19 protein-coding genes are annotated in these 23,387 nt (G+C 60.0%); 6 read left to right on the top strand and 13 right to left on the bottom strand.

The window, feature by feature from the left end; all coding sequences use genetic code 11:
- Window positions 1–55 precede the first annotated feature (55 nt).
- Window positions 56–1,165, top strand: coding sequence for an efflux RND transporter periplasmic adaptor subunit (locus FNY10_RS04080; protein ID WP_160703939.1), 1,110 nt, complete (start codon window positions 56–58; stop codon window positions 1,163–1,165).
- Complete coding sequence (locus FNY10_RS04085) at window positions 1,162–4,245, top strand: efflux RND transporter permease subunit (RefSeq protein ID WP_160703937.1); 3,084 nt, start codon at window positions 1,162–1,164, stop codon at window positions 4,243–4,245. The genes FNY10_RS04080 and FNY10_RS04085 overlap by 4 nt, the downstream gene beginning before the upstream one ends.
- A gap of 434 nt (window positions 4,246–4,679) precedes the next feature.
- On the opposite strand, the gene FNY10_RS04090 is transcribed toward FNY10_RS04085, so the two are convergent.
- From FNY10_RS04090 to nifL, 4 genes are all read right to left on the bottom strand, one after another.
- Window positions 4,680–5,183: a nitrogen fixation protein NifQ gene (locus FNY10_RS04090; protein ID WP_160703935.1), complete on the bottom strand. Its 504-nt coding sequence runs from the start codon at window positions 5,181–5,183 to the stop codon at window positions 4,680–4,682.
- Window positions 5,183–6,589 carry a nitrogenase cofactor biosynthesis protein NifB gene (nifB, locus tag FNY10_RS04095; protein ID WP_160703933.1) on the bottom strand — a complete coding sequence of 469 codons (1,407 nt, stop codon included), beginning with the start codon at window positions 6,587–6,589 and terminating at the stop codon, window positions 5,183–5,185. Before nifB ends, FNY10_RS04090 begins: the two co-directional genes overlap by 1 nt.
- Before the next feature lie 163 nt (window positions 6,590–6,752).
- Window positions 6,753–8,324, bottom strand: a complete 1,572-nt coding sequence (gene nifA, locus FNY10_RS04100) for a nif-specific transcriptional activator NifA (protein WP_160703931.1) — start codon at window positions 8,322–8,324, stop codon at window positions 6,753–6,755.
- The gene (gene nifL / locus FNY10_RS04105; protein ID WP_160703929.1) at window positions 8,321–9,808 is read right to left on the bottom strand and encodes a nitrogen fixation negative regulator NifL; all 1,488 of its coding nucleotides are present in this window, start codon (window positions 9,806–9,808) and stop codon (window positions 8,321–8,323) included. Before nifL ends, nifA begins: the two co-directional genes overlap by 4 nt.
- A 321-nt stretch (window positions 9,809–10,129) precedes the next feature.
- Here nifL and FNY10_RS04110 point away from each other — a divergent pair, with 321 nt between their 5' ends.
- Window positions 10,130–10,660, top strand: coding sequence for a flavodoxin (locus tag FNY10_RS04110; RefSeq protein ID WP_131048375.1), 531 nt, complete (start codon window positions 10,130–10,132; stop codon window positions 10,658–10,660).
- A 23-nt stretch (window positions 10,661–10,683) separates the two neighbouring features.
- Here the strand turns inward: FNY10_RS04110 and nifM are convergent, their stop codons facing one another.
- The 9 genes from nifM to nifE form a co-directional block, all read right to left on the bottom strand.
- On the bottom strand, window positions 10,684–11,484 hold the full coding sequence (nifM, locus tag FNY10_RS04115) for a nitrogen fixation protein NifM (protein WP_160703927.1): 801 nt from the start codon (window positions 11,482–11,484) through the stop codon (window positions 10,684–10,686).
- Window positions 11,481–11,927, bottom strand: coding sequence for a nitrogen fixation protein NifZ (locus FNY10_RS04120; RefSeq protein ID WP_131048377.1), 447 nt, complete (start codon window positions 11,925–11,927; stop codon window positions 11,481–11,483). The genes nifM and FNY10_RS04120 overlap by 4 nt, the downstream gene beginning before the upstream one ends.
- A complete protein-coding gene (locus FNY10_RS04125; RefSeq protein WP_131048378.1) occupies window positions 11,924–12,184 on the bottom strand; it encodes a nitrogenase-stabilizing/protective protein NifW in 261 nt (86 codons plus the stop codon). The genes FNY10_RS04120 and FNY10_RS04125 overlap by 4 nt, the downstream gene beginning before the upstream one ends.
- Window positions 12,184–13,326, bottom strand: a complete 1,143-nt coding sequence (gene nifV, locus FNY10_RS04130) for a homocitrate synthase (RefSeq protein ID WP_160703925.1) — start codon at window positions 13,324–13,326, stop codon at window positions 12,184–12,186. Before nifV ends, FNY10_RS04125 begins: the two co-directional genes overlap by 1 nt.
- 14 nt (window positions 13,327–13,340) lie before the next feature.
- Window positions 13,341–14,543 (bottom strand): cysteine desulfurase NifS, encoded by a 1,203-nt coding sequence (gene nifS / locus FNY10_RS04135; protein WP_131048380.1) that lies wholly within the window; start codon window positions 14,541–14,543, stop codon window positions 13,341–13,343.
- A gap of 30 nt (window positions 14,544–14,573) precedes the next feature.
- Window positions 14,574–15,398: a Fe-S cluster assembly protein NifU gene (nifU, locus tag FNY10_RS04140; protein WP_141964972.1), complete on the bottom strand. Its 825-nt coding sequence runs from the start codon at window positions 15,396–15,398 to the stop codon at window positions 14,574–14,576.
- A gap of 195 nt (window positions 15,399–15,593) precedes the next feature.
- The gene (locus tag FNY10_RS04145) at window positions 15,594–16,064 is read right to left on the bottom strand and encodes a NifB/NifX family molybdenum-iron cluster-binding protein (protein WP_141964971.1); all 471 of its coding nucleotides are present in this window, start codon (window positions 16,062–16,064) and stop codon (window positions 15,594–15,596) included.
- Window positions 16,051–17,436: a nitrogenase iron-molybdenum cofactor biosynthesis protein NifN gene (gene nifN, locus FNY10_RS04150; RefSeq protein WP_160703923.1), complete on the bottom strand. Its 1,386-nt coding sequence runs from the start codon at window positions 17,434–17,436 to the stop codon at window positions 16,051–16,053. The genes FNY10_RS04145 and nifN overlap by 14 nt, the downstream gene beginning before the upstream one ends.
- Before the next feature lie 3 nt (window positions 17,437–17,439).
- Complete coding sequence (gene nifE / locus FNY10_RS04155) at window positions 17,440–18,819, bottom strand: nitrogenase iron-molybdenum cofactor biosynthesis protein NifE (RefSeq protein ID WP_160703921.1); 1,380 nt, start codon at window positions 18,817–18,819, stop codon at window positions 17,440–17,442.
- Window positions 18,820–19,227: 408 nt separating this feature from the next.
- On the opposite strand from nifE, the gene FNY10_RS04160 reads away from it, so the two are divergent.
- The 3 genes from FNY10_RS04160 (at window position 19,228) to FNY10_RS04170 (ending at window position 23,362) form a co-directional block, all read left to right on the top strand.
- Window positions 19,228–19,782, top strand: a complete 555-nt coding sequence (locus FNY10_RS04160) for a sigma-70 family RNA polymerase sigma factor (RefSeq protein WP_141964968.1) — start codon at window positions 19,228–19,230, stop codon at window positions 19,780–19,782.
- Entirely contained in the window at window positions 19,745–20,767 is a 1,023-nt protein-coding gene (locus FNY10_RS04165) for a FecR domain-containing protein (RefSeq protein ID WP_227699343.1), read from the top strand. The genes FNY10_RS04160 and FNY10_RS04165 overlap by 38 nt, the downstream gene beginning before the upstream one ends.
- 99 nt (window positions 20,768–20,866) lie before the next feature.
- Window positions 20,867–23,362 (top strand): TonB-dependent receptor, encoded by a 2,496-nt coding sequence (locus FNY10_RS04170; protein WP_160703900.1) that lies wholly within the window; start codon window positions 20,867–20,869, stop codon window positions 23,360–23,362.
- Window positions 23,363–23,387 lie beyond the last annotated feature (25 nt).

A 23,387-nucleotide genomic window follows, 5' to 3' on the forward strand; every position in this document is an offset into this window, starting at 1 on the left:
ATTGGTCACTAGTCTGAGAATGCGGATCCCATCCTGATAATTCACAAAGGTTCCCATGCTCAGGCTTAATTCAGCCCGTTTTGCCGTTTGCCTCCTGCCGTTCATCCTGGGGGCCTGCGGCGACAATTCCGCGAATGACGATCCGCGCACGCGGCCGCCGCTCGTCAGAGTCGCGGCCGTAGAACTTGCAAACAAGACTTCTCGTACCTTTACCGGCGTGGTCGTCGCAAGAACGCAAAGCGATCTTGGTTTCAGGGTGCAGGGTAAGATCCTCGAACGCGTTGTTGATACCGGCCAGACCGTTAAACGCGGTCAGCCGCTGATGCGGCTGGACCCTGCCGACCTGAAGCTGCAGGCACTGGCTCAGCGCCAGGCCGTTGATGCCGCCAGGGCGCGCGCAAGAAAAGCCACCAGCGATGAGGCACGCTATCGCGGCCTCGTTGCCTCCGGCGCCGTCTCCGCAGCTGAGTATGACCAGATTAAAGCGACGGCCGATTCTGCTACAGCGGATCTCAGCGCCGCCCAGGCTCAGGCAAACGTGGCGCAAAACGCGACGGGCTATGCTGTACTGCTGGCCGATTCCGACGGCGTGGTAATGGAGACGCTCGGCGAACCCGGCCAGGTGGTCAGCGCCGGGCAGGCGGTGATCCGGCTGGCGAGAGCGGGGCAGCGCGAAGCGCTGGTGCAACTGCCGGAAACGTTGCGTCCCGCCATCGGTAGCGAAGCGCAGGCCACGCGCTATGGCAACGAAACACAGCCTGTCGTCGCCAGGCTGCGGCTGCTGTCCGATTCGGCCGATGCGGCGACCCGCACATTCGAGGCGCGATATGTGCTGGAGGGCCCTCTGGCGAACGCCCCGCTGGGAGCCACCGTGACGCTGCAAATCCCAAAAAATAGCGAGGAACGCCCGGTGATGCAGGTGCCGCTGGCTGCGCTTTACGATGCGGGCAAAGGGCCCGGCATCTGGCGAATTACCGCGCCGCCGACAACGGTCGTCTGGCAGCCCGTCAAGGTGCTTAGCGTGGGTGAGGAAGCGGTGCAGGTGACCGGCGATGTGCAGCCGGGCGAGCAGATTGTGGCGTTAGGGGCACATCTGCTGCACGAAGGCGAAGCCGTCCGCCTGGCTGAACAACACGATGCTGTTCAGGCCGGGAGCAAACCATGAGCGAAAAACGCTTCAATCTGTCAGCGCTGGCGGTACGCGAGCGCTCGATCACCCTGTTTTTGATTATTCTGCTGACGATTGCCGGTATTTACGCGTTTTTTGGTCTCGGGCGAGCGGAAGATCCGCCCTTTACGGTCAAGCAGATGACCATTATCAGCGTCTGGCCCGGAGCGACGGCGCAGGAAATCCAGGATCAGGTTGCCGAGCCGCTGGAAAAACGCCTGCAGGAGCTCAAGTGGTATGACCGCACGGAAACCTATACCCGCCCCGGCATGGCGTTTATCACGCTGTCATTACAGGACAGCACGCCGCCGTCTCAGGTGCAGGAAGAGTTCTATCAGGCGCGAAAAAAGCTGGGCGATGAAGCCAAAAATCTCCCCGCCGGCGTGCTGGGGCCGATGATCAACGATGAATTCTCCGACGTGACCTTCGCGCTCTTTGCGCTGAAAGCGAAAGGAGAGCCGCAGCGTCTGTTAGTTCGTGATGCCGAACGATTACGCCAGCAGTTTCTGCACGTCCCTGGCGTGAAGAAAGTGAATATTATCGGCGAGCAGGCTGAACGGATTTATATCTCCTTCTCGCATCAGCGTCTGGCGACGCTGGGGCTCTCTGCGCAGGATATTTTCAATGCGCTGAACAGCCAGAACACCTTAACCCCGGCGGGTTCCATTGAGACTCGCGGCGCGCAAATTTTTATCCGCCTCGATGGCGCTTTCGATGAATTGCAGAAGATCCGCGATACGCCATTGATCGCTCAGGGTAAGACGCTCAAGTTGTCCGATGTGGCAACGGTTGAGCGAGGTTACGAAGACCCTCCCACTTTGCAGATTCGTAACCAGGATCAGCCGGCGCTGCTGCTGGGGATTGTCATGCGCGAAGGCTGGAATGGCCTGGCGTTAGGGAAAGCGCTGGATGGCGAAGCGGCAAAAATCAATGCCAGTATGCCGCTGGGGATGACCCTGACGAAAGTCACCGATCAGGCGGTGAATATCAGCGCGTCGGTCGACGAATTCATGATCAAGTTCTTCGCCGCCCTGCTGGTTGTGATGATGGTCTGTTTTGTCAGCATGGGCTGGCGCGTGGGCGTCGTGGTTGCGGCGGCGGTCCCCCTGACGCTGGCGATTGTTTTTGTGGTGATGGAAGCCGCCGGGATCAACTTTGACCGCGTCACCCTCGGCTCGCTCATTCTGGCGCTGGGGCTGCTGGTCGATGACGCCATTATCGCCATCGAAATGATGGTGGTGAAAATGGAGGAGGGCTACGACAGAATTAACGCTTCGGCCTACGCCTGGAGCCATACTGCCGCGCCGATGCTGGCCGGAACGCTGGTGACGGCCATTGGCTTTATGCCTAATGGCTTTGCCCAGTCCACCGCCGGGGAATACACCAGCAATATGTTCTGGATTGTCGGCCTCGCCCTGATCGCCTCGTGGCTGGTTGCCGTTGTTTTCACGCCGTATCTGGGGGTGAAGATGCTGGCGGATATTGCCAAAGTGGAAGGCGGCCATAGCACCATCTATGACACGCCGCGCTACAACCGCTTCCGCCGTATGCTGGCCCGCGTTATCGCAAGGAAATGGGGCGTGGCCGGTTCCGTCGTCGCTATTTTCGTTCTGGCCATCCTCGGAATGGGGCTGGTGAAAAAACAATTTTTCCCCACCTCTGACCGGCCGGAAGTTCTGGTCGAAGTGCAGATGCCCTACGGTACCTCTATTGGCCAGACCAGCGCCGCAGCGGCCAAAATAGAGGCGTTTTTGCAAAAACAGCCGGAAGCGAAAATGGTTACCGCCTATATTGGCCAGGGCTCGCCGCGTTTTTATCTGGCGATGGCGCCCGAGCTACCCGACCCGTCGTTTGCAAAGATAGTGGTGTTGACGGACAGTCAGCAATCACGCGATGCGCTCAAACTCCGACTGCGGGAAGCCGTGGCCAACGGGCTGGCGCCTGAAGCGCGCGTGCGCGTGACGCAACTGGTGTTTGGCCCCTATTCACCGTTCCCGGTGGCATGGCGAGTGATGGGGCCCGATAGCGATAAATTGCGCGATATCGCCGATAAGGTTAAGGCCGTGCTGCAGGCAAGCCCGATGATGAGGACCGTCAACACCGACTGGGGGTCGAAGGTCCCGGTCTTACATTTCACCCTCGATCAGGACCGTCTGCAGGCAACCGGTTTAACCTCCAATGCCGTGGCCCAGCAGCTCCAGTTCCTGTTATCGGGTATTCCCGTGACCTCGGTACGGGAAGATATTCGTTCGGTTCAGGTGATGGGGCGCGCCGCGGGCGATATCCGTCTGGATCCGGAGAAAATTGCGGGTTTGACCCTGGCAGGCAATGCCGGACAGCGCATTCCTCTGGCTCAAATCGGGGAGGTTGAGGTCACAATGGAAGACCCGTTGCTGCGCCGTCGCGATCGCACGCCCACCATTACCGTGCGGGGCGACATTGCCGATAATCTTCAGCCGCCGGACGTTTCCGCCGCCATCATGAAGCAGCTTCAGCCGATTGTGGATTCGCTCCCGCCCGGATACCGCATCGACATGGCGGGCTCGATTGAGGAGTCGGGCAAAGCCACTCAGGCGATGATGCCGTTGTTCCCCATAATGGTCGCCCTGACGCTGCTGATCATCATTTTGCAGGTACGTTCCATGTCGGCCATGGTGATGGTGTTTCTTACCGCTCCGCTCGGGCTGATCGGCGTGGTTCCTGCGCTGCTGCTGTTCAATCAGCCGTTTGGCATCAATGCTCTTGTCGGTCTGATCGCGCTTTCGGGCATCCTTATGCGTAATACGCTGATTCTTATCGGCCAAATCCATCATAACGAGCGGGAAGGTCTCGATCCGTATCATGCGGTGATAGAAGCTACGGTACAGCGGGCAAGACCCGTACTCCTGACGGCAATGGCCGCGGTGCTGGCGTTTATTCCCCTGACCCATTCGGTGTTCTGGGGAACCCTTGCCTATACGCTGATTGGCGGAACGTTAGGAGGCACCATCATGACGCTGGTCTTCTTGCCGGCGATGTATGCGATCTGGTTCCGGATCCGCCCTGAGATTCAGCCCCATGCGGAACAACGGGCATAACTTCGTAGCGCGCGGGATGAACAACGCGAGCAGAGTTCCCCCCCGAACTGGGGGGTGACGTTTTTGTGATGGACGTCATAAAATAACGCCCGGTTATTGTGATGTTATTTGCACGCAATGGATTTGTATTTGAATCAACCCGCCCTATCTCTGCGGGTTTTTTTTCGTTCCGCGCTTGCTGAGTGGTGACCGGCTGCGCCGCAGGCGGAGTCAATCAACAGGAGGACACGACACCGAATCCATACATCTTTCAGCCAAAGCGTTCATGCCGGTGGCAGCGGGGATTCACTCACCCATCGCCGGGCTATCGCTGACAGGTCTGACTGGGTAAAACCCGTTGGGCTGCCTCTCCACACCCTGCAACGCCTGGTCGATTCCCCTGATGAAAACCGCATATCTTGAACAAACCAGTTTGAACGGCCTGAACATATCCGTCACTCAAAACAAGCGCTGCGCTCCCAACACTCGTCACAGCTTGGCGAGCGGCAGGTAACTTCTCCTTGCTGCAGCAGACAGCGTTGACGATAAAAGAACTTTTTCCAGCGCATATTGTGTTCGTTCATCACCACCAGCTGCGGAAAACAGTCGCTCATCAGCAGGCGCAATTCGGCGCGCGACGCCAGGCCAAGGTCCTGCCAGAGATGGTTAAACGCCAGCGAAACCTCGGCGATAATCTGCGCCATCGGTCCGGCTCCCTGCTGCATCCAGTCCGCCAGCCATGCGCTCAACTGCTGACGTTCCTCTTCGCGGGTGGCATTCAGTTCCGCCATCAGGCGACGGCGGAGTAGCACCTCGCCATCCAGCGGCGTTTCCTCCTCGCCCAACCGTCGCCTCAGCGCCTGCCAGTCGTGCGCACTCAGCCCCATGCGCAGCGGAAAACTGCCTTTGCCCGCGTGATACAGTAGCCACAGGCGTCTTAGCCAGTCGCGCGGTGCCATCAGGCGACCCCCTTGTGCGGCAACGCGGCAGGCCAGCTCCCGCGGCGCTGTTGCCACCAGTCGGGCAACACCTCGGAGACCGGCCGCCATGCCCCGTCAACGCACGGCTCAATGCCTTGCTGTTCCAGCTTTTGCCACGGCGTGTGGCCGATACGCACGCAAAATACGGCTTTCACGTCCGCCAGCAGGTCGAGGATCGCCGCAAATCTGGCATCGTTATCCTGCGGTTCGCAGTCATCGCGCCCCTGGCAATATTTCGGCGTAAACCGTTCGTTGACCAGCACCATGCCGGCGGCCGACAGGCTGTAAATAGAGAACCGGTCGGCGTGGCCAAAGTGACAATCAATCACATCCCCGCGGCTTGACGCCACGGCGACCAGGCAGGCGTCATCGGCTTCCGATTCGCCGCGGGTCGCAATGCTGGCGTGCAGCTGCGCGCGCTGGTGGAGGATCGGCAGCCAGGCCGGGAGGCTCTCTGGCGCCGGAAGCTGGGTAAACTGCTGGCTGCGGTCTTCGCCGAGCATTCCGATGGCATCGGCGCGGCACTGGTGGCAGTGGGTCATCTGCGGCATCACCTCTGCGCACCGGCTGCGGGTCGCGGCGAGCAGTTCTGCGTCCGGCTCCGGCTGGCCGTTGAGGCCAAACACCGTGCCGTGCTCCGGTCGGGCAATGAGCGGCATAATGTTATGGATAAACGCGCCGCGGCTTCGCAGTTCGCGGCTGACGTCGGCCATGCCGCTATCGTTAATGCCGGGGATCAGCACCGAGTTTATTTTCACCAGCACGCCTTTGGCGGTCAGCCTGCGCACACCCTCAAGCTGACGGGCAATCAGGATTTCTCCCGCTTCGCGCCCGCTGTAGCGTTCGCCGTCCAGCCATAGCCAGGCGTAGATTTGCGCGGCAATCTCCGCGTCGAGGGTATTAATGGTGACCGTGACGTGGTCAACGCCGACATCCAGCAGGCGATCTACCGCGTCAGGCAGCATCAGTCCGTTGGTCGACAGGCATAATTTCAGGTCCGGTAGCTGTTCGCGGATCAGCTCCAGGGTGCGAAAGGTGCGGGTGATGTTGGCGAGCGGATCGCCGGGCCCGGCGATGCCCACCACCGAAAGCTGCGGGATCGCCTGCGCGACCTGACGCACTTTCACGACCGCCTGTTCAGGCGTCAGCAGCGTTGACGATACCCCGGGGCGGGACTCGTTGCTGCAATCAAATTTGCGATTACAGTAGTTGCACTGCAAATTGCAGGCGGGCGCGACCGGCAGATGCATCCGTGCAAAACGGTGATGCCCATGACGAGAGTAGCAGGGATGCGCGGCGACTTTATCGGCAACGATCGGCGTGAGTGCGCCATCGTCCGCTGAGTGGCAGGCTGTGCCGCGAGGAAAAGAAGAGCAGGAAGTCATAGTCGTACCTTCGTGGTTGGGCGATACCTTCCTGCTGCAAATGCTATACCAGCGGTGAATTTTGCAACTCTATGAAACATAAAATCTTTAACCAGTAACCCGTCGCCCTGAATTGTCGTAATTCCGCCGTGCTGGCGACAATGTTCACAACCTCACACAAGGCTCACAGTCGCGGCATGGTGATATCCATTATCTGAATCCGATACGCTACCTGGCGCGGCGTCATCCCCAGCAGTCGCGCCGCTTTGGCCTGCACCCAGCCGGCTTTTTCGAGGGCCGCAATCAACCGCTGGCGCTCGTCAAGGCTGTTATCGAGCCAGCCGTCCTCCGCCGGACCGCTGATGGGTTGCGCTTTCGGCGGATTATCGCGATGGTTGAACAGGATCACGTCACGGTCTATCAGGCCGCTCTCCGACATCACCGCCGAACGCTCAAGGCAGTTTTCCAGTTCGCGGACGTTGCCCGGCCAGCTGTACTCCATCAACAGGCGAATGGCCCCATCGCTGATACGCAGCGTTCTCCCCTGGTGCTGAGCGATTTTACGCACCAGAAAGTGCGCCAGTTCGGCGATATCCTCCTGACGTTCGCGCAGCGGGGGCAGGGCGATGGGCATCACGTTCAGGCGATAGTAAAGATCCTCGCGGAAATGGCCCAGCCGCACCTCTTCTTCCAGATGGCGATTGGTCGCCGCGATGATGCGCACGTTGACGCGCAGGGTTTCATCGCCGCCGACGCGCTCCATTTCTCCCTCTTGCAGAATTCGCAGCAGCTTAGCCTGAAACGAGGCGCTGCTTTCGCCGATCTCATCCAGAAACAGAGTCCCGCCATCCGCCAGTTCAAAGCGGCCTTTCCGCTGGCGCACCGCGCCGGTAAACGCGCCTTTCTCATGACCGAACAGCTCGCTCTCCAGCAGAGTATCCGGCAGCGCCGCGCAGTTGAATTTGACGAAAGCCGCAGCGGCGCGCGGTGAATTATGGTGAATGGCATTGGCGATAAGCTCTTTCCCGGTACCGCTTTCGCCGCGTACCAGTACCGTGGTATCCCAGCGCGAAACCTGACGAATAATCTCCATAATCTGCCGCATCGCCGGGCTTTTACCGACCATATTCTCGAGGCCGAAACCGCGCGATGGCGTACAGGCGCGCGGCCGCTCAATTCTGGCGGCCTGCGGCTGCTGTGAGGCAGAGGCCGGCAGGATCATCAGGCGAATCGTCTGGGCTATCAGATTGGCGACAGTTTCGAGAAACCGGGTACAGGCCGGTAGCCGCTCTTCCTGACGAGCCATCGGTTGCGCCGCCAGTACGCCGATAGGCCGGGAATGGGGGCCCATGAGCGGTACGGCAATAAACGGCAGGTCATAATCGTACAGACTGAGACGGTCGAGAAACCGCTGATCGTCGGCCACGCGCGGTAGTACCAGCGACTGGCCCTGCGCCAGCACGGTACCAACCAGGCCTTCCCCGGGCCGGTAGCGAATTTGCGTACTGCCGGGCAGCGTCTGATTTTCCGTTTGCTGCAGTGCTTCGATGCTCAAAATCTCCTGCTGACTGTCGTACAGGCAAATCATCCCGTGTTGCATAAACGCGTCGTTATGTAACACGCTCAATACCTCCTGCAGCGTTTTACTCGCTTCGGTGGCGCGGCTCAAAATGACGCTTATCCGCTGCATGGCGGTAAATTGCTGGGAGAGATCGAAGCGCCTGACGGTGGTATCCGAATCGAATTTATGGCTCATTGCTCACCTCTGGCCAGGGTATTGAAGAGCGGGAAACGCATGACGAGGCTGGTCCCCCCCTGCGGGCGCGAAGCCAGTTCAATCGCGCCGCGATGGTAGGCGACCAGGGTTTGGATCAGCCGCAGTTCCATCCCTTTGCCGGGAGCGTTCAAGGCATCGGGGGAGTGGGTATAGCGCACCTGTAGCAGCGGCACATTGTCGTTGAGATACAGCGAGAGCCAGCCCTCATCCTCTTCGGCATAAAGCGCTATCTCCAGCGGTACGGAGGGCAGCTCGGCGGCGAGGGCCAGCGTGCGGTCGAGCCATAAACTTAAGCAGGCCAGCAGCTGCGTGCGTTGGCCAAAGCCCACCAGATGCGGCGACGCCATATCAATATGCAGTTTCGCGCGGTGGTCAAAGCGGGTGCGGTATAGGGCGCACAGGTCGTCAAAGAAGGGCTGCAGCGGCCAGACGGCGTTGCTTTCCAGCTCGAGGGAGGGGCGGCAGCGCTGCAGGCGCGCCATGGCCTCTTCGCCTTCACGCCACGCCGCGTCCAGCGCCACGTTGCCGCTGCCTTCACCGTTCAGCCGACGGGCCGCTGCCAGCATATTGATCGGGCAGTTAAGCTGGATCAGCGCGGCGTCCAGCGATTCGCGGATGGCGGCCAGCAGCTTTCCGGCGGTCATCTGCTGTTTCAGTCGGTCGAGGCGGCCCTGCTCCTGCTGCTGACGCTGCTGGGTGCAGTCGGCGATCACCACCAGCGTTCGCGCCGGGGCGCTGTCGACGAAATAGCGGCTGGCTTCTTCGCTGACGCCGGGCAACCCCCAGCAGGTCACTGACAGCCAGCGGACCGCGCCGCGGATAACCACCGGCAGAATTTGCTCTGCGCCGGGCCCCATCGCCTGCGGGGAAACCCGTAGCTCAACCAGCAGCTCTTTCCCGCCGCAGTCCGCGCAGAAGGTTTTGTAGGCGAGGTTATCCATCACCACCCGATCGTGCTCATCCACCACCACCACGGCGGCGGGGATATTATTCAGCACCGCTTCCATCAGCGTCATATGATTGCGCAGCCGCTGTTCCAGGGTATAGCTGACGCTAATATCCCGCTGCATCGCCAGATAATGTTCCAGCTCGCCCTGCGGATTCAGCACCGGGGTGATGTCGATATCCACCAGATACAGGCCGCCGTCGCGGCGCTGGTTAATCAGCTGACCGCGCCATGGCTGGCGCTGAAGCAGGGTGTGCCACATCTCCTGGTAGATTGCTCGCGGCGTCTGGCTGCTGGCCAGCAGGCGCGGGTTTTGGTTTAACAATTGCGCCAGCGAATAGCCGGTCTGACGGCAAAAAGCCGGGTTGGCGTAAATAATATTCGCCCGGGCATCGGTGAGGGAAATCGCCACCGATGCCTGTTCGACCATCGTAAAAAACAGCCCCGGATGTTGTTGAGTCAGCACGCCGGCAATCGCCTCCGGCACGGCGTTATCGCGCATCATATTCAGGGTCATCGCAAACTCCTGTGTCGCAGTTATGACAATTTGTCCGACACCGCGACAGGGATCGCGCGGTTTTATCCGAACCCCGATAACCATGCAAACCGTGCGCCCTTATCGAAGCGACCGGCAGAAACATTGATCCGGCAGGGGTAAAAGCGGCGTTTGCGTCATACTTCCCGGCTTACCAGGCCCGCCGCGCGCGGCGGAACGGCGCTGGAGCGATCGTGATGGGGCAGGGATGAACTGTCGCAGGGCAGTGAAACCTGGCATAGCCTTCGCAATACCCCTGCGAGAACGCGTATTTTCAACCCCCTTTTCCGACAGGAGCGCAACATGGCGAACATTGGTATTTTCTTTGGCACCGATACCGGTAAAACCCGCAAAATCGCGAAAATGATCCACAAGCAGCTCGGCGAGTTGGCGGATGCCCCGGTCAACATTAACCGCACGACGCTGGACGACTTTATGGCCTATCCGGTGCTGCTGCTGGGCACGCCGACGCTCGGCGACGGCCAACTGCCGGGGCTGGAGGCCGGATGCGAAAGCGAATCATGGAGCGAATTTATCAGCGGCCTCGACGACGCCAGCCTGAAAGGGAAAACCGTGGCGCTGTTCGGCCTCGGCGATCAGAGAGGCTATCCGGACAACTTCGTCAGCGGCATGCGCCCGCTCTACGACGCCCTGCGCGCACGCGGCGCGCAGATGATTGGCAGCTGGCCGAATGAGGGTTATGAATTCAGCGCCTCTTTGGCGCTGGAAGGGGAACGCTTCGTTGGGCTGGCACTGGATCAGGATAACCAGTTCGACCAGACCGAAGCGCGGCTGGCGAGCTGGCTTGAGGAGATTAAACGCACCGTGCTGTAGGCGTTAACGGGTAGCCGCCGAGGCTACCCGCACAGTCCCGGTTGACGGGAAATCATCTGTTCCAGCCACTGGCGCTGGCGGCGCTGCTGGCTCTGCTGCCAAAGATAATCGCGCGCGCTCTCCAGCGCCTGCTGCTGCGCCATCGGCGTGGCGGGGCGAATCGCTTCACACCATAAAAGATGCCAGCCCAGTTCGCTGGCGACGGGCGGACTCAGCGCGTTTTCCGCCAGCGCAAACAGCGCACTCTCGAGCTGCGGATAGAGTAAACCCCGGCTAATCCAGCCTAAACGCCCGTCTTCCAGGGCGCTCGGACACTGAGAATGGCGGCGGGCTAGCGGGGCGAAAGCGTCCCGGGAGGCGTTAATTTGCTGATAGAGGCCGAGGATTTTCTGATGAACGGCTTCACGGTCATTCTCGACGGTCAGCAGCAGATGGCGGGTCAGACGCTGTTCCGGGCGCATAAACTGCGTCTGGTGGCGCAAATACCAGGCCTGGACCGTGGCGAGATCCGGCTGCGGCGCCTGACGGGCGATATCGGCAAAGGCGATTTCCAGCCGGGCGTGATGCAGCACGATAGCCGCGCGTTCTGGCGGCGTAAAGTTACCTTCAGCAAGCCAGACGGCAAGGGAGGCGGCGATGTTATCCCTTAACGTCGGCGGAACAGCGCCTTCCGGAACCCGCGCGACTATCGTCTGCTCCATCTGGCACTGGCGTTGCCAGGCCTGCTCAAAGGCCAGCGTATCGGCAGCATTCAATGTTGCCGGATCGCTGTCCCAGCGCGTGCGCGCCAGCCGTTGCCGACCAAAACGTTGCCATGCGTTCACTGTTCTCTCTCCTCTGTAAGGGCGATGGCCTGTGCCGGGACTCTGAACCAGCGGCCGCTAAAATCGACGGTGTAGCAGTCGCCGGACTCACCCCGATCGGTAGCCTCAATGCGTCCCCGCTGGCCTGCGGTCACGACCACATCGCCGTTGACCGAGAGCGCCATCAGGCAGGTGACGCTATCGCCATATTGCAAGTTCCCGGCCAGCCACGGCTGAGCGATGGGGATCAGCTCCTGTTCGCGGCAGCCGATGATCCGATCGCTCTCCGGGAAGTGAATTTGATAGATAATCTGATCCTGCAAAAAAACGCCCCAGTCGCGGACAAATCCGCGGCTACCGCGCCTGACCAGCAGCGCGCCGGGTGCGAAGCCCGCGACGGTACCGTCGTTACGAATCGCGCGTACCACGCGAACCTCTTCACTAAAGGTGAATTTAGGTCTCATGTTCCGCTCTCCTGAAACTGTTGCTGATAGCTCTCCGCGAGCAGTCTTCGCGCCAGCAGCCAGGGGGCGCGGGCGTTTTCTTCCAGTTGGTTTTGCAGCGGTACCGCAGCGCGCAGTTTGCGGTGAAACGTTGCCAGCACCGGCAGGCTGCAGCGGCCAAGCAGATCGGGCTGATAGGGGACGGCGAAAAACTGAAAAAAAGATTCGGCGCAGTGAAGTTCCTCCACGCCGGGAATGTGATAAAACCACTCCATCATTACCCCCTCGCCCGCAGGGCGGATTCAGCGCACAGCTCGTCGTAGATAGCCACCAGCTCGTAATCTTTCGGACTGCGCTTCCAGTTCTCGGCGAAGCGGCGGATGGCGGGCAGCAGCTGGTTAATCTGCGCGGCGTTGAGATGATAGCCCATCTGGTCAAAAACGCCGTTGACCGCCTGACGTCCTGAGTGTTTGCCCAGCACCAGCCGATAGCTACGCCCCATCAGGGAAGGGGCGATGGACTGGTAGCTCTCGCTATCGCGCAGTAGCGCCGCCACATGGACCCCTGATTCATGGGTAAAAACCAGCTCGCCGACCAGCGGCTGCTGTGGGTCAATGGCGCGCTGTGCGGCTTCCGCGACCTTCTGACAAAGCGCGGGCAGCGCGGCAAACTGCACGCCGGTCTCCAGTCCGAGGCAGCGCTCAAGGCCCAGCGCGACGGTTTCCAGCGCCGCGTTGCCCGCCCGTTCGCCGAGGCCGAGGATCGTGGTATTGACGCTGGTGGCTCCGGCGCTGACCGCCGCCAGCGTATTGGCGGTCGCCATGCCCAGATCGTTATGGGCATGCATCTCGATTTCTGCGCCCCAGACTTCACGCAGGGCCGAGATTTGCGTCGCGGTGGTGAAAGGATCGAGTATGCCGAGCGTATCGGCATAGCGCAGGCGAGCTGCACCGCATTGCTGCGCTACCCTGGCGATATCGCGCAGAGTCTGCCCGCTGGCCCGCGAAGCATCCTCGCAGCCGATGCATACCTTCAGGCCGAGGCTATGCGCCAGGTGGATAAATACTGCCAGCCGCTCCAGCAGAACCGCTAACGGTTCACGCAGTTTGTACTGGCGCAGCTTATCCGACGCCGGAATCGAGATATCCACCCAGTCGATGCCCAGATCGGCGCTCTGGCGGATTTCCTGCGCGTTCATCCGACACCAGGTCATCAGCGTCGCGCCAGGCAGCTGGCGGCGTACCAGTTGGATCCGCGCGATCTCCTCATCGCCCATCGCCGGGGTGCCGACTTCCAGCGCCGTAATTCCGGCGGCATAAAGCGCCTCGGCAATGGCGACCTTTTCACTGGTGCGAAAGGCGACGCCGGGGCTCTGCTCGCCGTCGCGCAGGGTGGTATCGTTAATCAACACGCGTCCCATCAGCCACCTCCGCCTTAGCCGTAAACCGGCGCGAAGACGGCATCCGCCGGGCGCGGTTTGCCGTTGTGCCAGTAGGGCGACAGCGCGCGCAGCCGGTCAATAATCGGCGGCAGCATGGTGACGACATAATCGATCTCTTTCTCACGGGTGTAGCGCGAGAGGGAAAAACGGATGGTGCCGTGGGCCGCGGTATAGGGGATATTCATCGCCCGCATGACGTGGGAGGGTTCCAGCGAACCTGACGTACAGGCGCTGCCGCTGGAGGCGGCGATCCCGGCCTGGTTGAGCAGCAGGAGAATGGCTTCGCCTTCAATAAACTCAAAGGCCAGATTCACCGTGCCGGGCACCCGCGGTTGGCTACCGCCCATCACCATCACCGACGGCACGCTGGCCAGCAGGCGCTGCTCGAGGCTATCGCGTAGCTGGCCGATATGCGTCATGCCCGGCAGGTGAAGACTCGCCAGCTCGCAGGCCGCGCCCATACCCACGATTCCGCTGATATTTTCCGTCCCGGCCCGCCGACCGTACTCCTGATGACCGCCGCGCAGCAGCGGGCGAAAGCGCGTTCCCCGCCGTAGATAGAGGCAGCCGACTCCTTTCGGCCCGTGGAACTTATGCGCCGAGCAGGAGAGCATATCGATGCCGGTCTGGCCCACCGCAATCGGTATTTTCCCCGCCGCCTGCACCGCATCGCAGTGAAACAGCGCACCTTGTTCGTGGGCCAGCTCCGCCATTTCGACGACCGGGAAAAGCACCCCGGTTTCGTTATTCGCCCACATGACGCTGACCAGCGCGACGCGCGGGCCGAGCGCCGCGCGGTACTGCGCCATGTCCAGCGCCCCCGCGCTATCCACCGCGATGCGATGAATCAGATAGCCCTGGCGCTCGAGGTGCTCGCAGGCCGCCAGCGTCGCCGGATGTTCGACCGCGCTGGTGATAATTTCGCGCCGTTCCGGCAGCAGGGCGATTGCCGAGGCGATGGCGGTGGCGGAGGCTTCGGTGGCGCAGGAGGTAAAGATTATCTCGCTGGGATACTCCGCGCCCAGCAACGCCGCTGCCTGCTGATGCGCGCGCTCCAGCGCCGCCTGGGCCGGAATGCCGAAATCATGTATCGACGAGGGGTTGCCGTAAAAATCGGTCAAAAAGGGCATCATCGCTTCCAGAACCATCGGGTCCAGACGGGTGGTGGCGTTATTATCGAGATAAACCTGTTTCATCTTGTCCCCCTTGGGTCAGTTAACCGCGGCTCAGGCCGCCACCACTTCCATATAACAGCCGGTACGTTCCATCAGTTTTTGCTGCAGCCAGGCCAGGGTCATATCGGTCATCATGCAGCCGCTACAGCTGCCGGAGAGACTGACGGTCACCTGGTGGTTGGCGACGCTGAGCAGCGACATATCGCCGCCGTCGGCCTGAATATGCGGGCGCAGTTCAGCGATGGTCTCGACGACGCTCTGCCAGTGCGGATCTTTGCCGCTGGCCGCGGCAGGCGGCGTCTGCGGCTGCTGGGCGAGGATCTCCGCCAGTGCCAGCTCGATTTTTTCATGGCAGGAGGTACAGCCGCCGCCCGCTTTGGTGTAGTTGATCACCTCTGTAAGGGTGGTCAGGCCGTTATTCAGTACCGCGCGGCGAATATGCCCTTCATCGACGCCGAAGCATTTGCAGATAAGCTTGCCTTCGTCATGTTCTTCCTCAAGGCTTTCGCCGCGAAAGTTAGCGATCGCCGCGCGCAGAGCCTCCTGGCCCATCACCGAGCAGTGCATCTTCTCCGGCGGCAGTCCGTCAAGATAGTCGGCAATCTGTTGGTTAGTTATCTGCCCGGCTTCGGTCAGGGTATGGCCGATAATCAGCTCCGTCAGCGCGGAAGAGGAGGCGATGGCGCTGCCGCAGCCGAAGGTCTGGAAGCCCGCTTCCTCGATGACTTCGCTTTGCGGGTCAACCCGCAGCATCAGGCGCAGCGCATCGCCGCAGCTTAACGAACCCACATCGCCTACCGCGTTGGCGTTGTCCACCACGCGCGCGTTGCGGGGATTAAAGAAATGGTCTTTCACTTTCTCGGAGTAATTCCACATGCTGTCAGCTCCAGGGATGATGACGGAAAACGCCGGGGCGCGGTTCACCGCAGGAGTGCGGCGGTAATGATGAACTAGCAAATGCAATACCAGGGGGTAAAATTAATTATTTTCAATTGGTTATGTTTTTAACCTGACAAGACTCGCCCGACAGTGTCGCGATGTTTTGTGGGCTTTGTCACAGAAACGACACGACTAATGCCGCGAATCCAGATCCTCATGCCACTCCTGTTCCTGAAGCAGACGGGCAAAGCGATCCGGGTCGCGCTGACGTGTGCTTTTACGCTGCTCTTTGTCGTACCAGTAGAGCTGGATCTCCTGCAGTAAGCCGACGATGGTGGTGTCGGCCGGGACGCGTTCGGCACGCACGCCGACCTGCAACAGCTGGCGAAAAACCGCCTCGCCGATCGCCACGCAAAACAGCGTGACGCAATCCTCAAGGGCGTGGATCCTCCGGGCTATTTTCTCCGCCTGATGGCCGTTTTCGACCGAGAAATCCACCACCCGGATCAGCGTGACCCGATCTGCCCTGACGCCGTACACCACCAGCCGCGGCGTGGCGCCAAAATGCTGATCGACATGACGATAATCGGAACTGGCGAAGGCGACCTTCATAGACCAGTCATCGGAATGGACCATCTCAAACTGACGGTTAATCGGCGGCATATGCGCCTCCTGTGGAGAGTGACGATTCTGTGCTCTGGCGCAGCGGCGATCGGTAGCGGGCGAGGTGGTGATGGCGCTCGCGCAGCAGATTCGCCAGCTCAAACAGCGTATCGCGCATTCCGCAATACCCCTGGCGTACCCGGCGAAATTCGCCGAGCTTGTCAAAGACAGGAAACCCCGCGCGCACCAGCGGCAGCGCGAACTGCTCCGCCAGGTCGCAGGCGTGCGAGTTGGCCACCAGCAGGTCGGCGGGATGGGCGCACAGCAGGGTTTGCAGATCCTCCAGATCCCCAGGCACCACGCGTTCGACCGGCAGCTGGCGCAGGCTGGGGTGGCTGGTGGGAGCGACCAGCGGGCCGGGTTGCATCCCCTGGCTATTGGCGAAATCACACCACGCCGCCAACAGATCACCTTCCGCTGCTATCGCCATGCGCCGGCCCTGGAGCCACATATGGCAATCGATCATCGCATCCTGCAGCTGGCCGCGCTGGCGTTCCAGCCACTCGGGAACGCCGCGACCGGAAATTTTCGCCAGCTGATGGATAAAAGTGTCGCAGCGTTCGAGGGTCATCAGATGCGGCAGGGAAATAACCTCCCCCCGGCAGCGCTGGGCCAGCAGCGTCGACGCGCGATGCACAGAGACGCCAATGGCGACGCTGCACAGACTTTGCCCCATTTGCTCTATCTGGCGCAGCGGCGTTCCGCCCTGGGTCAGCGGCGAAAAATCCCCCGCCGCCAGGTGCCCATCCATCGATTGCGCCAGGTCCGGCAGAATTATCGGCTGCAGGCCAAAGGCTTCAACGCAGCGGCGCAGCCATTCGATATCGCCCGGCGAGCAGAGGTGACTGACCAGCAGGTTGACCCGGCGGTTACGCGCAGCGGGGCGCGGCGCTGGCGCCACCCATTGTTCAATAATGCTCTCCAGCACCGCGCTGAAGCCGTTTTCCATGGAGCCATAAAAATCCGGGGTGTTAACCGTCAATATCGCCACCCCCTTGTGGCGGGGATACTCTTCGCGAAACTGGCGAACCACGCGGGAGAGATCGCTGCCCTGGGCTTCAGACAGCCCGGTGCTGAGCAGTACGATAGCCTGCGGATTAATGCGCTGGCACAGGGTATCCAGGGCGGTAAAAATATTGCCATCCGCGCCCATAATCGTCGAGGTGGGGTCCATCGCCGTCGACTGCAGGGGAACCGGGTCGTGGAAATGTTGAATAAAAAAGACTTTGGCGAAGGCGCTACAACCCTGGGCGCCGTGGACCAGGGGGATACTGTGGGCGATCCCGAGGCTTGCGAGGATCGCGCCGAGCGGCTGGCCGGTTTTGATCGGGCTGACCGCCAGCGGTTTATTGGTGCGGAAGATGTCTGCCATGGTTTACTCCTGGTGCCAGGGGGCGCGGGAATGGGTTTGTGGCCAGATCGGGCTGTTGATGGTCTGACAGAGCTGGCGAGCGAGGGTGACGATGCCCTGATAGCCAGCGTAGGCGTGCTCGCGCTCCTGATTAATATCGAGAAACGGCAGCCGGGCTTTATAGGCGGTGTACATATTGCGTCCGCCGGCGATCAGCAGATCGGCCTGATAGCGATACACCACGTCCAGCAGGATGCGGGCGTTACCTTCCTCCAGCATCACCGCCTCGTCGCCCATCAGCTCGCGGATCCGCTGTTTATCCTCTTCGGTGGATTTACGCGTGCCGGTTGCCACCACGGTCATACCCAAATCCTGCAGCGCCGATACCACCGACCAGGATTTCACCCCGCCGGTATAGAGCAGCGCTTTGCGGCCGCGCAACTGTTCGCGCCACGGTTGTAGCGCCAGTTCAGCCGCCTGCTCCTCCCGCGCAATCAGCGCTTCGGTGCGGTGGCGCAGGTCGTCATCGCCGAGCAGCGCCGCCAGCTGGCGCAGGGCGTCGGAGGTGGCGCGAATCCCGTAAAAGCTGCCCTCGAACCACGGCGTGCCGTAGCGCAGCTCCAGCGCTCTGGCGACGTTAATTAACGCCCGCGAGCAGACCAGCATATTGGCCTGCGCCCGGTGCATGGTCTGGATCTCGGTAAAACGGCCATCGCCGGAGAGGCTGCCGAGCACGCGGATCCCCAGTTCATCGAGCAGCGGCTGAATATGCCAGAACTCGCCGGCAATATTGAACTCGCCAATCAGGCCAATATCGTGACGCTGTTGTGGCGCAAACGGCGAGGTTTCCGGCCAGGGGGCCGGTTCGCGCTGGCCGATGACCCGGTTCACCATGACTTCGCCCGCCAGCCGGTTGCCGAGATTTTTACTGCCGTAAAAACCGGCGGCATCAATAGCGATAACCGGTACGCCGGTAGCGGTCTGCGCGGCCTGGCATACCGCTTCCAGGTCATCGCCCTCCATGGCCGGGACGCAGGTGTTGTAGATAAAGACCGCCGCCGGATGATAGCGGGTGACAATATGGCGCACGGCGTGAAACAGGCGGCGTTCGCCGCGGCCCATGATCACATCCTGTTCGTTGAGATCGGTGGTGAACCCGAGTCGGTTAAGGGTGGGCCCAGAGCTGATGCTGCCGCGGTTATCCCAGGAGCTTCCGGCGCAGCCGATGGGGCCATGGACCAGATGCGCCACGTCGGCAATGGGCAACAGGGTTATCTGCGCGCCGTCGAACGCGCAGCCGCCGGCGGTGGCACCGGGTTTGGGCGCTCTGCAGCCGGATTTTTGTTTATGGTTGTGTTCACAGGCCGGTTCATCCAGCAGCGCCAGAATCTCATTTCCCTTCATAGTGACCTCATTGACGATGGGGGGATGAGGGGAGGATGCAATTCGCGCTCCATAAGCGGAACCTTGATTTTTAAAGAAAAGATGTTGTTGGTTTTGCGACAAAGGTAACAATCGGACAATGTAGCTACTGGGTTAAAAAGGAGGGAGAATGCACGATGTATCGGTCCGTAACGTGTTTTGACGCCATTGCCATTAAGGGGGAGGCGTCGGGCTGCATTCATCCTGGCAACTCCTGTGGCTTTATGCATGGCGCCGCTTAGCTAAAGGCCCGGAGTCATGCCACAAGTCTGGCGCTGATCGCGAAAAGCGCCTGATGAGGTGGCTTCTGTTTGCTTATAATTGAAATGAAAATCGTTCTCAATTAAAGTGTGATAAAAATCACTCAATGTGGAAGCCTGAGAACCTGATATGTCCGCCATCGATGCCTCATTTTCATCGGAAATCGATCAATTATACCTGCATCATCACAGCTGGTTGCGAGGGATTCTGCGTAAACGGTTAGGCAACTTTAGCGATGCCGCCGATCTGGCCCACGATGTCTTTATCCAGCTGCTACTGAAACCCCGAAGTTTTGACAGCAACGAAGGCGCGAGGGCCTATTTGAGCGTGATGGCGCACGGTATGTGCGTCGATCTGTGGCGGCGAAAAGAATTAGAAAAAGCGTGGCTTAACACATTGCAGCTCCATGCGGGCACCATCGTGATTTCCACCGAACATAAAGTGTTGATCCTCGAAACGTTGTATCAGATTGACGCCATGCTGCGCAGCCTGTCGGAAAAAGTGCGCGCCGCTTTTATTATGTCGCAGCTCCAGGGGATGACTTACGCACAAATCGCGTTGGCCTTACAGGTTTCCGAACGAATGGTGAAGAAGTATATGGCGCAAGCGATGCTCCACTGCGTGTTACTGGAAGCGGAACTGAGCGATGCCACGGCATATGATCCCTCTGCGGCTCCCCGTTAACGCCGCTATGCCAAACGCCTTCGTCCATAAACCCGGTTATCAGGCGCTGCAGCAAGCCGCAGACTGGTATGCGCAGCTGCTTGAGGCCGAACCGCAGGCTGAAATCCATCTGCGCTGGCGCGCCTGGCTGGAGGCCAGCGAAGAACACCGCCATGCCTGGCGCTATGTGCAGACCGTCAGCCAGCGTTTTCAGCCGCTAAGTGGCGGACTTGCATCCGCCGCCGCCGATACCCTGTTGCGACCTTCCACGGTTATGGGACGGCGACGCGTACTGAAACTGACCGCGTTGTTTGCTTCCGGCACGCTGCTTTCATGGCTAACTTACCGCCATACGCCACTGCGGGAATCGCTGCTTGCCGCCAGCGCGGACTACCGCAGCACCACCGGCGAAATAAAGCAGCTGACGCTGCAAGATGGTACGCGGCTCTGGCTGAACACCGCCAGTGCCGTTGATGTGCGCTATGATGAACGGCGTCGGCAAATTATCCTGCTGTCAGGTGACCTGTTAATCGATACCGCCCGCGATTCGCGACCCTTTTTTGTCTCAAGCGCTCAGGGCCAGATGCAGGCATTGGGTACCCGTTTCAGTGTCGAGCAACAGGAAGGTCTGACTCATCTGGCGGTTTACAACGGTACGGTGGAAGTTTCTGCGCAACGTGGGCACGTTTTGCGCCGGGTGAATGCCGGTCAGCAACTGGGGTTTGATCGGGACGGCAAGGGCGAGCTGTTAGCCAATGCGTTCCCTGACGCCGATTGGGCGCAAGGCATATTGCAAGCGAATAACGTTCCGCTGGGCGAGATCATCAGGCGTCTGGCGCGCTACCGCCGCGGCTATCTGGCCTGCGATCCGGATGTTGCCGATCTGCGGGTGATGGGCGCTTTCCCGTTGACCGATACCGACAAGTCGCTGGCGATGCTGGCGCGCGTTTTTCCTGTCCGTATCCATCGGCGTTTCTCCTGGTGGGTGACGGTGGAAAAGCGCTGAACACAAATTTTTTTATTTTTCAGGTTCCCTTTTTGCCTTTCTCCTTCGATTCACCAGAAAACCTCCTTGTTTTTCTCTCTGGGTAGAAGGTAAATCGGTATGTCGCTGACATCATTAATCTCATTATCCGGCGCAAGCCGAACCCCCGTCTCACTCGCCGTTGCCATCCGGTTGTTACTGTGTGGTACACCGCTGCTGGTCGCTCCTGGTTTGGTGCAGGCGAATAGTCCTGCATCGCACGCCTACGCCATTCCGGCCGGACCGTTGAACCAGCAGCTTAGCCAGTTTGCCGCCCAGTCAGGGGTGTATCTGGCAGGGGACGCCAGCCTGGCGACCGGCAGCGGCGCGGCATTGACGGGCAACTATGGCGTAGAAGAGGGGTTCGGCATTTTGCTGGCCGGCAGCGGCCTGCAGGCAGTGCGCCAGCCCAACGGCTCCTACCTGTTAGGAGCCGTTCCTGAGGGTGATGAGATGGTGGTGCTGGCGACTGTCGATCAGAATGGCGTCACTGAAGGCTCCGGCTCCTACACCACGCGCAATATGAGTACCGCCACGCCGCTGAATCTGTCGCCACGCGAAACCCCGCAGTCGGTGAGCGTGATGACGCGGCAGCGCATGAACGACCAGAATATGACCTCGCTGGACGAGGCGATGGGGCAGACTACCGGGGTTAACGTCGTCAATCAGAATGGTTTTCAGGTGAAATACGAATCGCGCGCGTTCGTGATGGACAACATCAAGGAAGATGGCGTCAACACCTCCACCCAAAGCAGCGTGATGAACTCTTTTCAGGCGTCGAGCGAATCGCCCGATATGGCGATTTATGATCGAGTGGAGATCCTGCGAGGCGCGTCAGGCCTGACGCAGGGAAGCGGCGAGCCGGGCGGTACGGTTAATCTGGTGCGTAAGAAGCCCACCTATCAATTTCAGGGTTCCGGCAGCGTCAGCGCGGGAAGCTGGGACAACTACCGCGGCGAAATGGACATCTCCGGACCGTTAAATGATGATGCCAGCCTGCGCGGCCGCGTGGTTGGCGTTTATCAGAACAAGCAAAGCTTCGTGGACTATCTTCACAACGAACGCAATGTGCTGTATGGCGTACTGGCCTACGACCTGACACCCGACACCGTTGTGACGACGGGCCTCAACTGGCAGAAGACCCGCTCGGTGCCTGATATCTATGGCGTGCCGTTCGCTAGCGACAAGAGCAGTCTGCATCTGCCGCGAAGTACCTATCTGGGGGCCAGCTGGAACCGCATCAACTTCGAAAAAATCAATCCGTTCGTCGAGTTTGAACACATATTTACCAACGACTGGATGCTGAAAAGCGCCCTCAACTACACCCACTCCCGCTCCGATGGCCGGTACATCAGCGCATGGGGCAACGGTACGACGGGGGTCGATCCGGCCGTCGGCACCGGTAGACTCAACAATAATCTGCGCTACGACAACAAGGGCGAACAGTGGGGCTACAACCTGAGCATGAGCGGCCCGTTCGCGTTACTGGGACGCAGCCACGAACTGGTGTTCGGCGGGGATTACCAGAAAGAGAATTTCGACAACCAGTTTGGCAGGATAGCGAATACCTCCACGGTCGATATCTTCAACTGGCAGCCGAACACCGTGGCTGAACCCGACTGGTCGAATCCCGGTCTTTACAATAGCCGCTACAACGAACGTTACAACGTATATCAGCGCGGGCTGTTCGCCACGACACGCCTGGAGCTGGCGAATGACTGGAAGCTTATCCTGGGTGGCCGTTACAGCGCTTATAGCTATGACTACTACTATGACAACCACCGCAATAGCGCCTCCAGCGAGCATAGCCGCCTGCATGTGCGCGATAAATTCGTGCCCTACGCTGGCCTGCTGTGGGATTTCGCTGACAACTACACCTGGTATGTCAGCTATACGGATATCTACAAGCCGCAAAGCGAACGGGACCGCAATAACACCATTCTGCCCGCCATCACCGGCGTCAACTATGAAACGGGGGTGAAAGGCGAATTCCTGAATGGCAGTCTGAACACTTCGCTGGCGCTGTTTCGCATCATTCAGTCCAACCGCGCGTTTTCCGAGGCGGACAGCTCTGTATGTATCGATTCCGACAGCGGCTGCTACAGCGCTGAAGGCAAGGTTCGCAGTCAGGGCCTGGAACTGGAAATCGCCGGTAAACTCGCCGAAGGCTGGCAGATACAGTCAGGCTATACGCTGACCAACAGCAAATATCTTGAGGCGACAGAAAGTCAGAAAGCCGCTGGATTCAGTCCGCGTACGCCGAAGCATATGTTCAAGCTTTACAGCAGCTACACGCTGCCTGGCGCGTTAAACCAATGGACCATCGGTGCTGGCCTGACGGCGCAGACCGCCACGGCAACCTACATTAACCGGGCTTACGGACTGTCTCAGGGTGGGTACACTCTGCTGAACGCTAACGTGAACTACCGCTATAGCGATAATTTGAGCTTTAACCTGGTGGGCAACAACCTGACTGACAAGGTCTATTACCGCAATCTGATCAACCGCCACCTCGGCGCCAACAACTTTTACGGCGATCCGCGCAACTTTATGCTGACGGCGAAATATACGTTTTGATCGCCGGTTCTCTCTCGACGGAATG

The organism is Klebsiella sp. Lac1, assembly GCF_009825425.1.
Classification (GTDB): Bacteria; Pseudomonadota; Gammaproteobacteria; order Enterobacterales; family Enterobacteriaceae; genus Klebsiella; species Klebsiella electrica.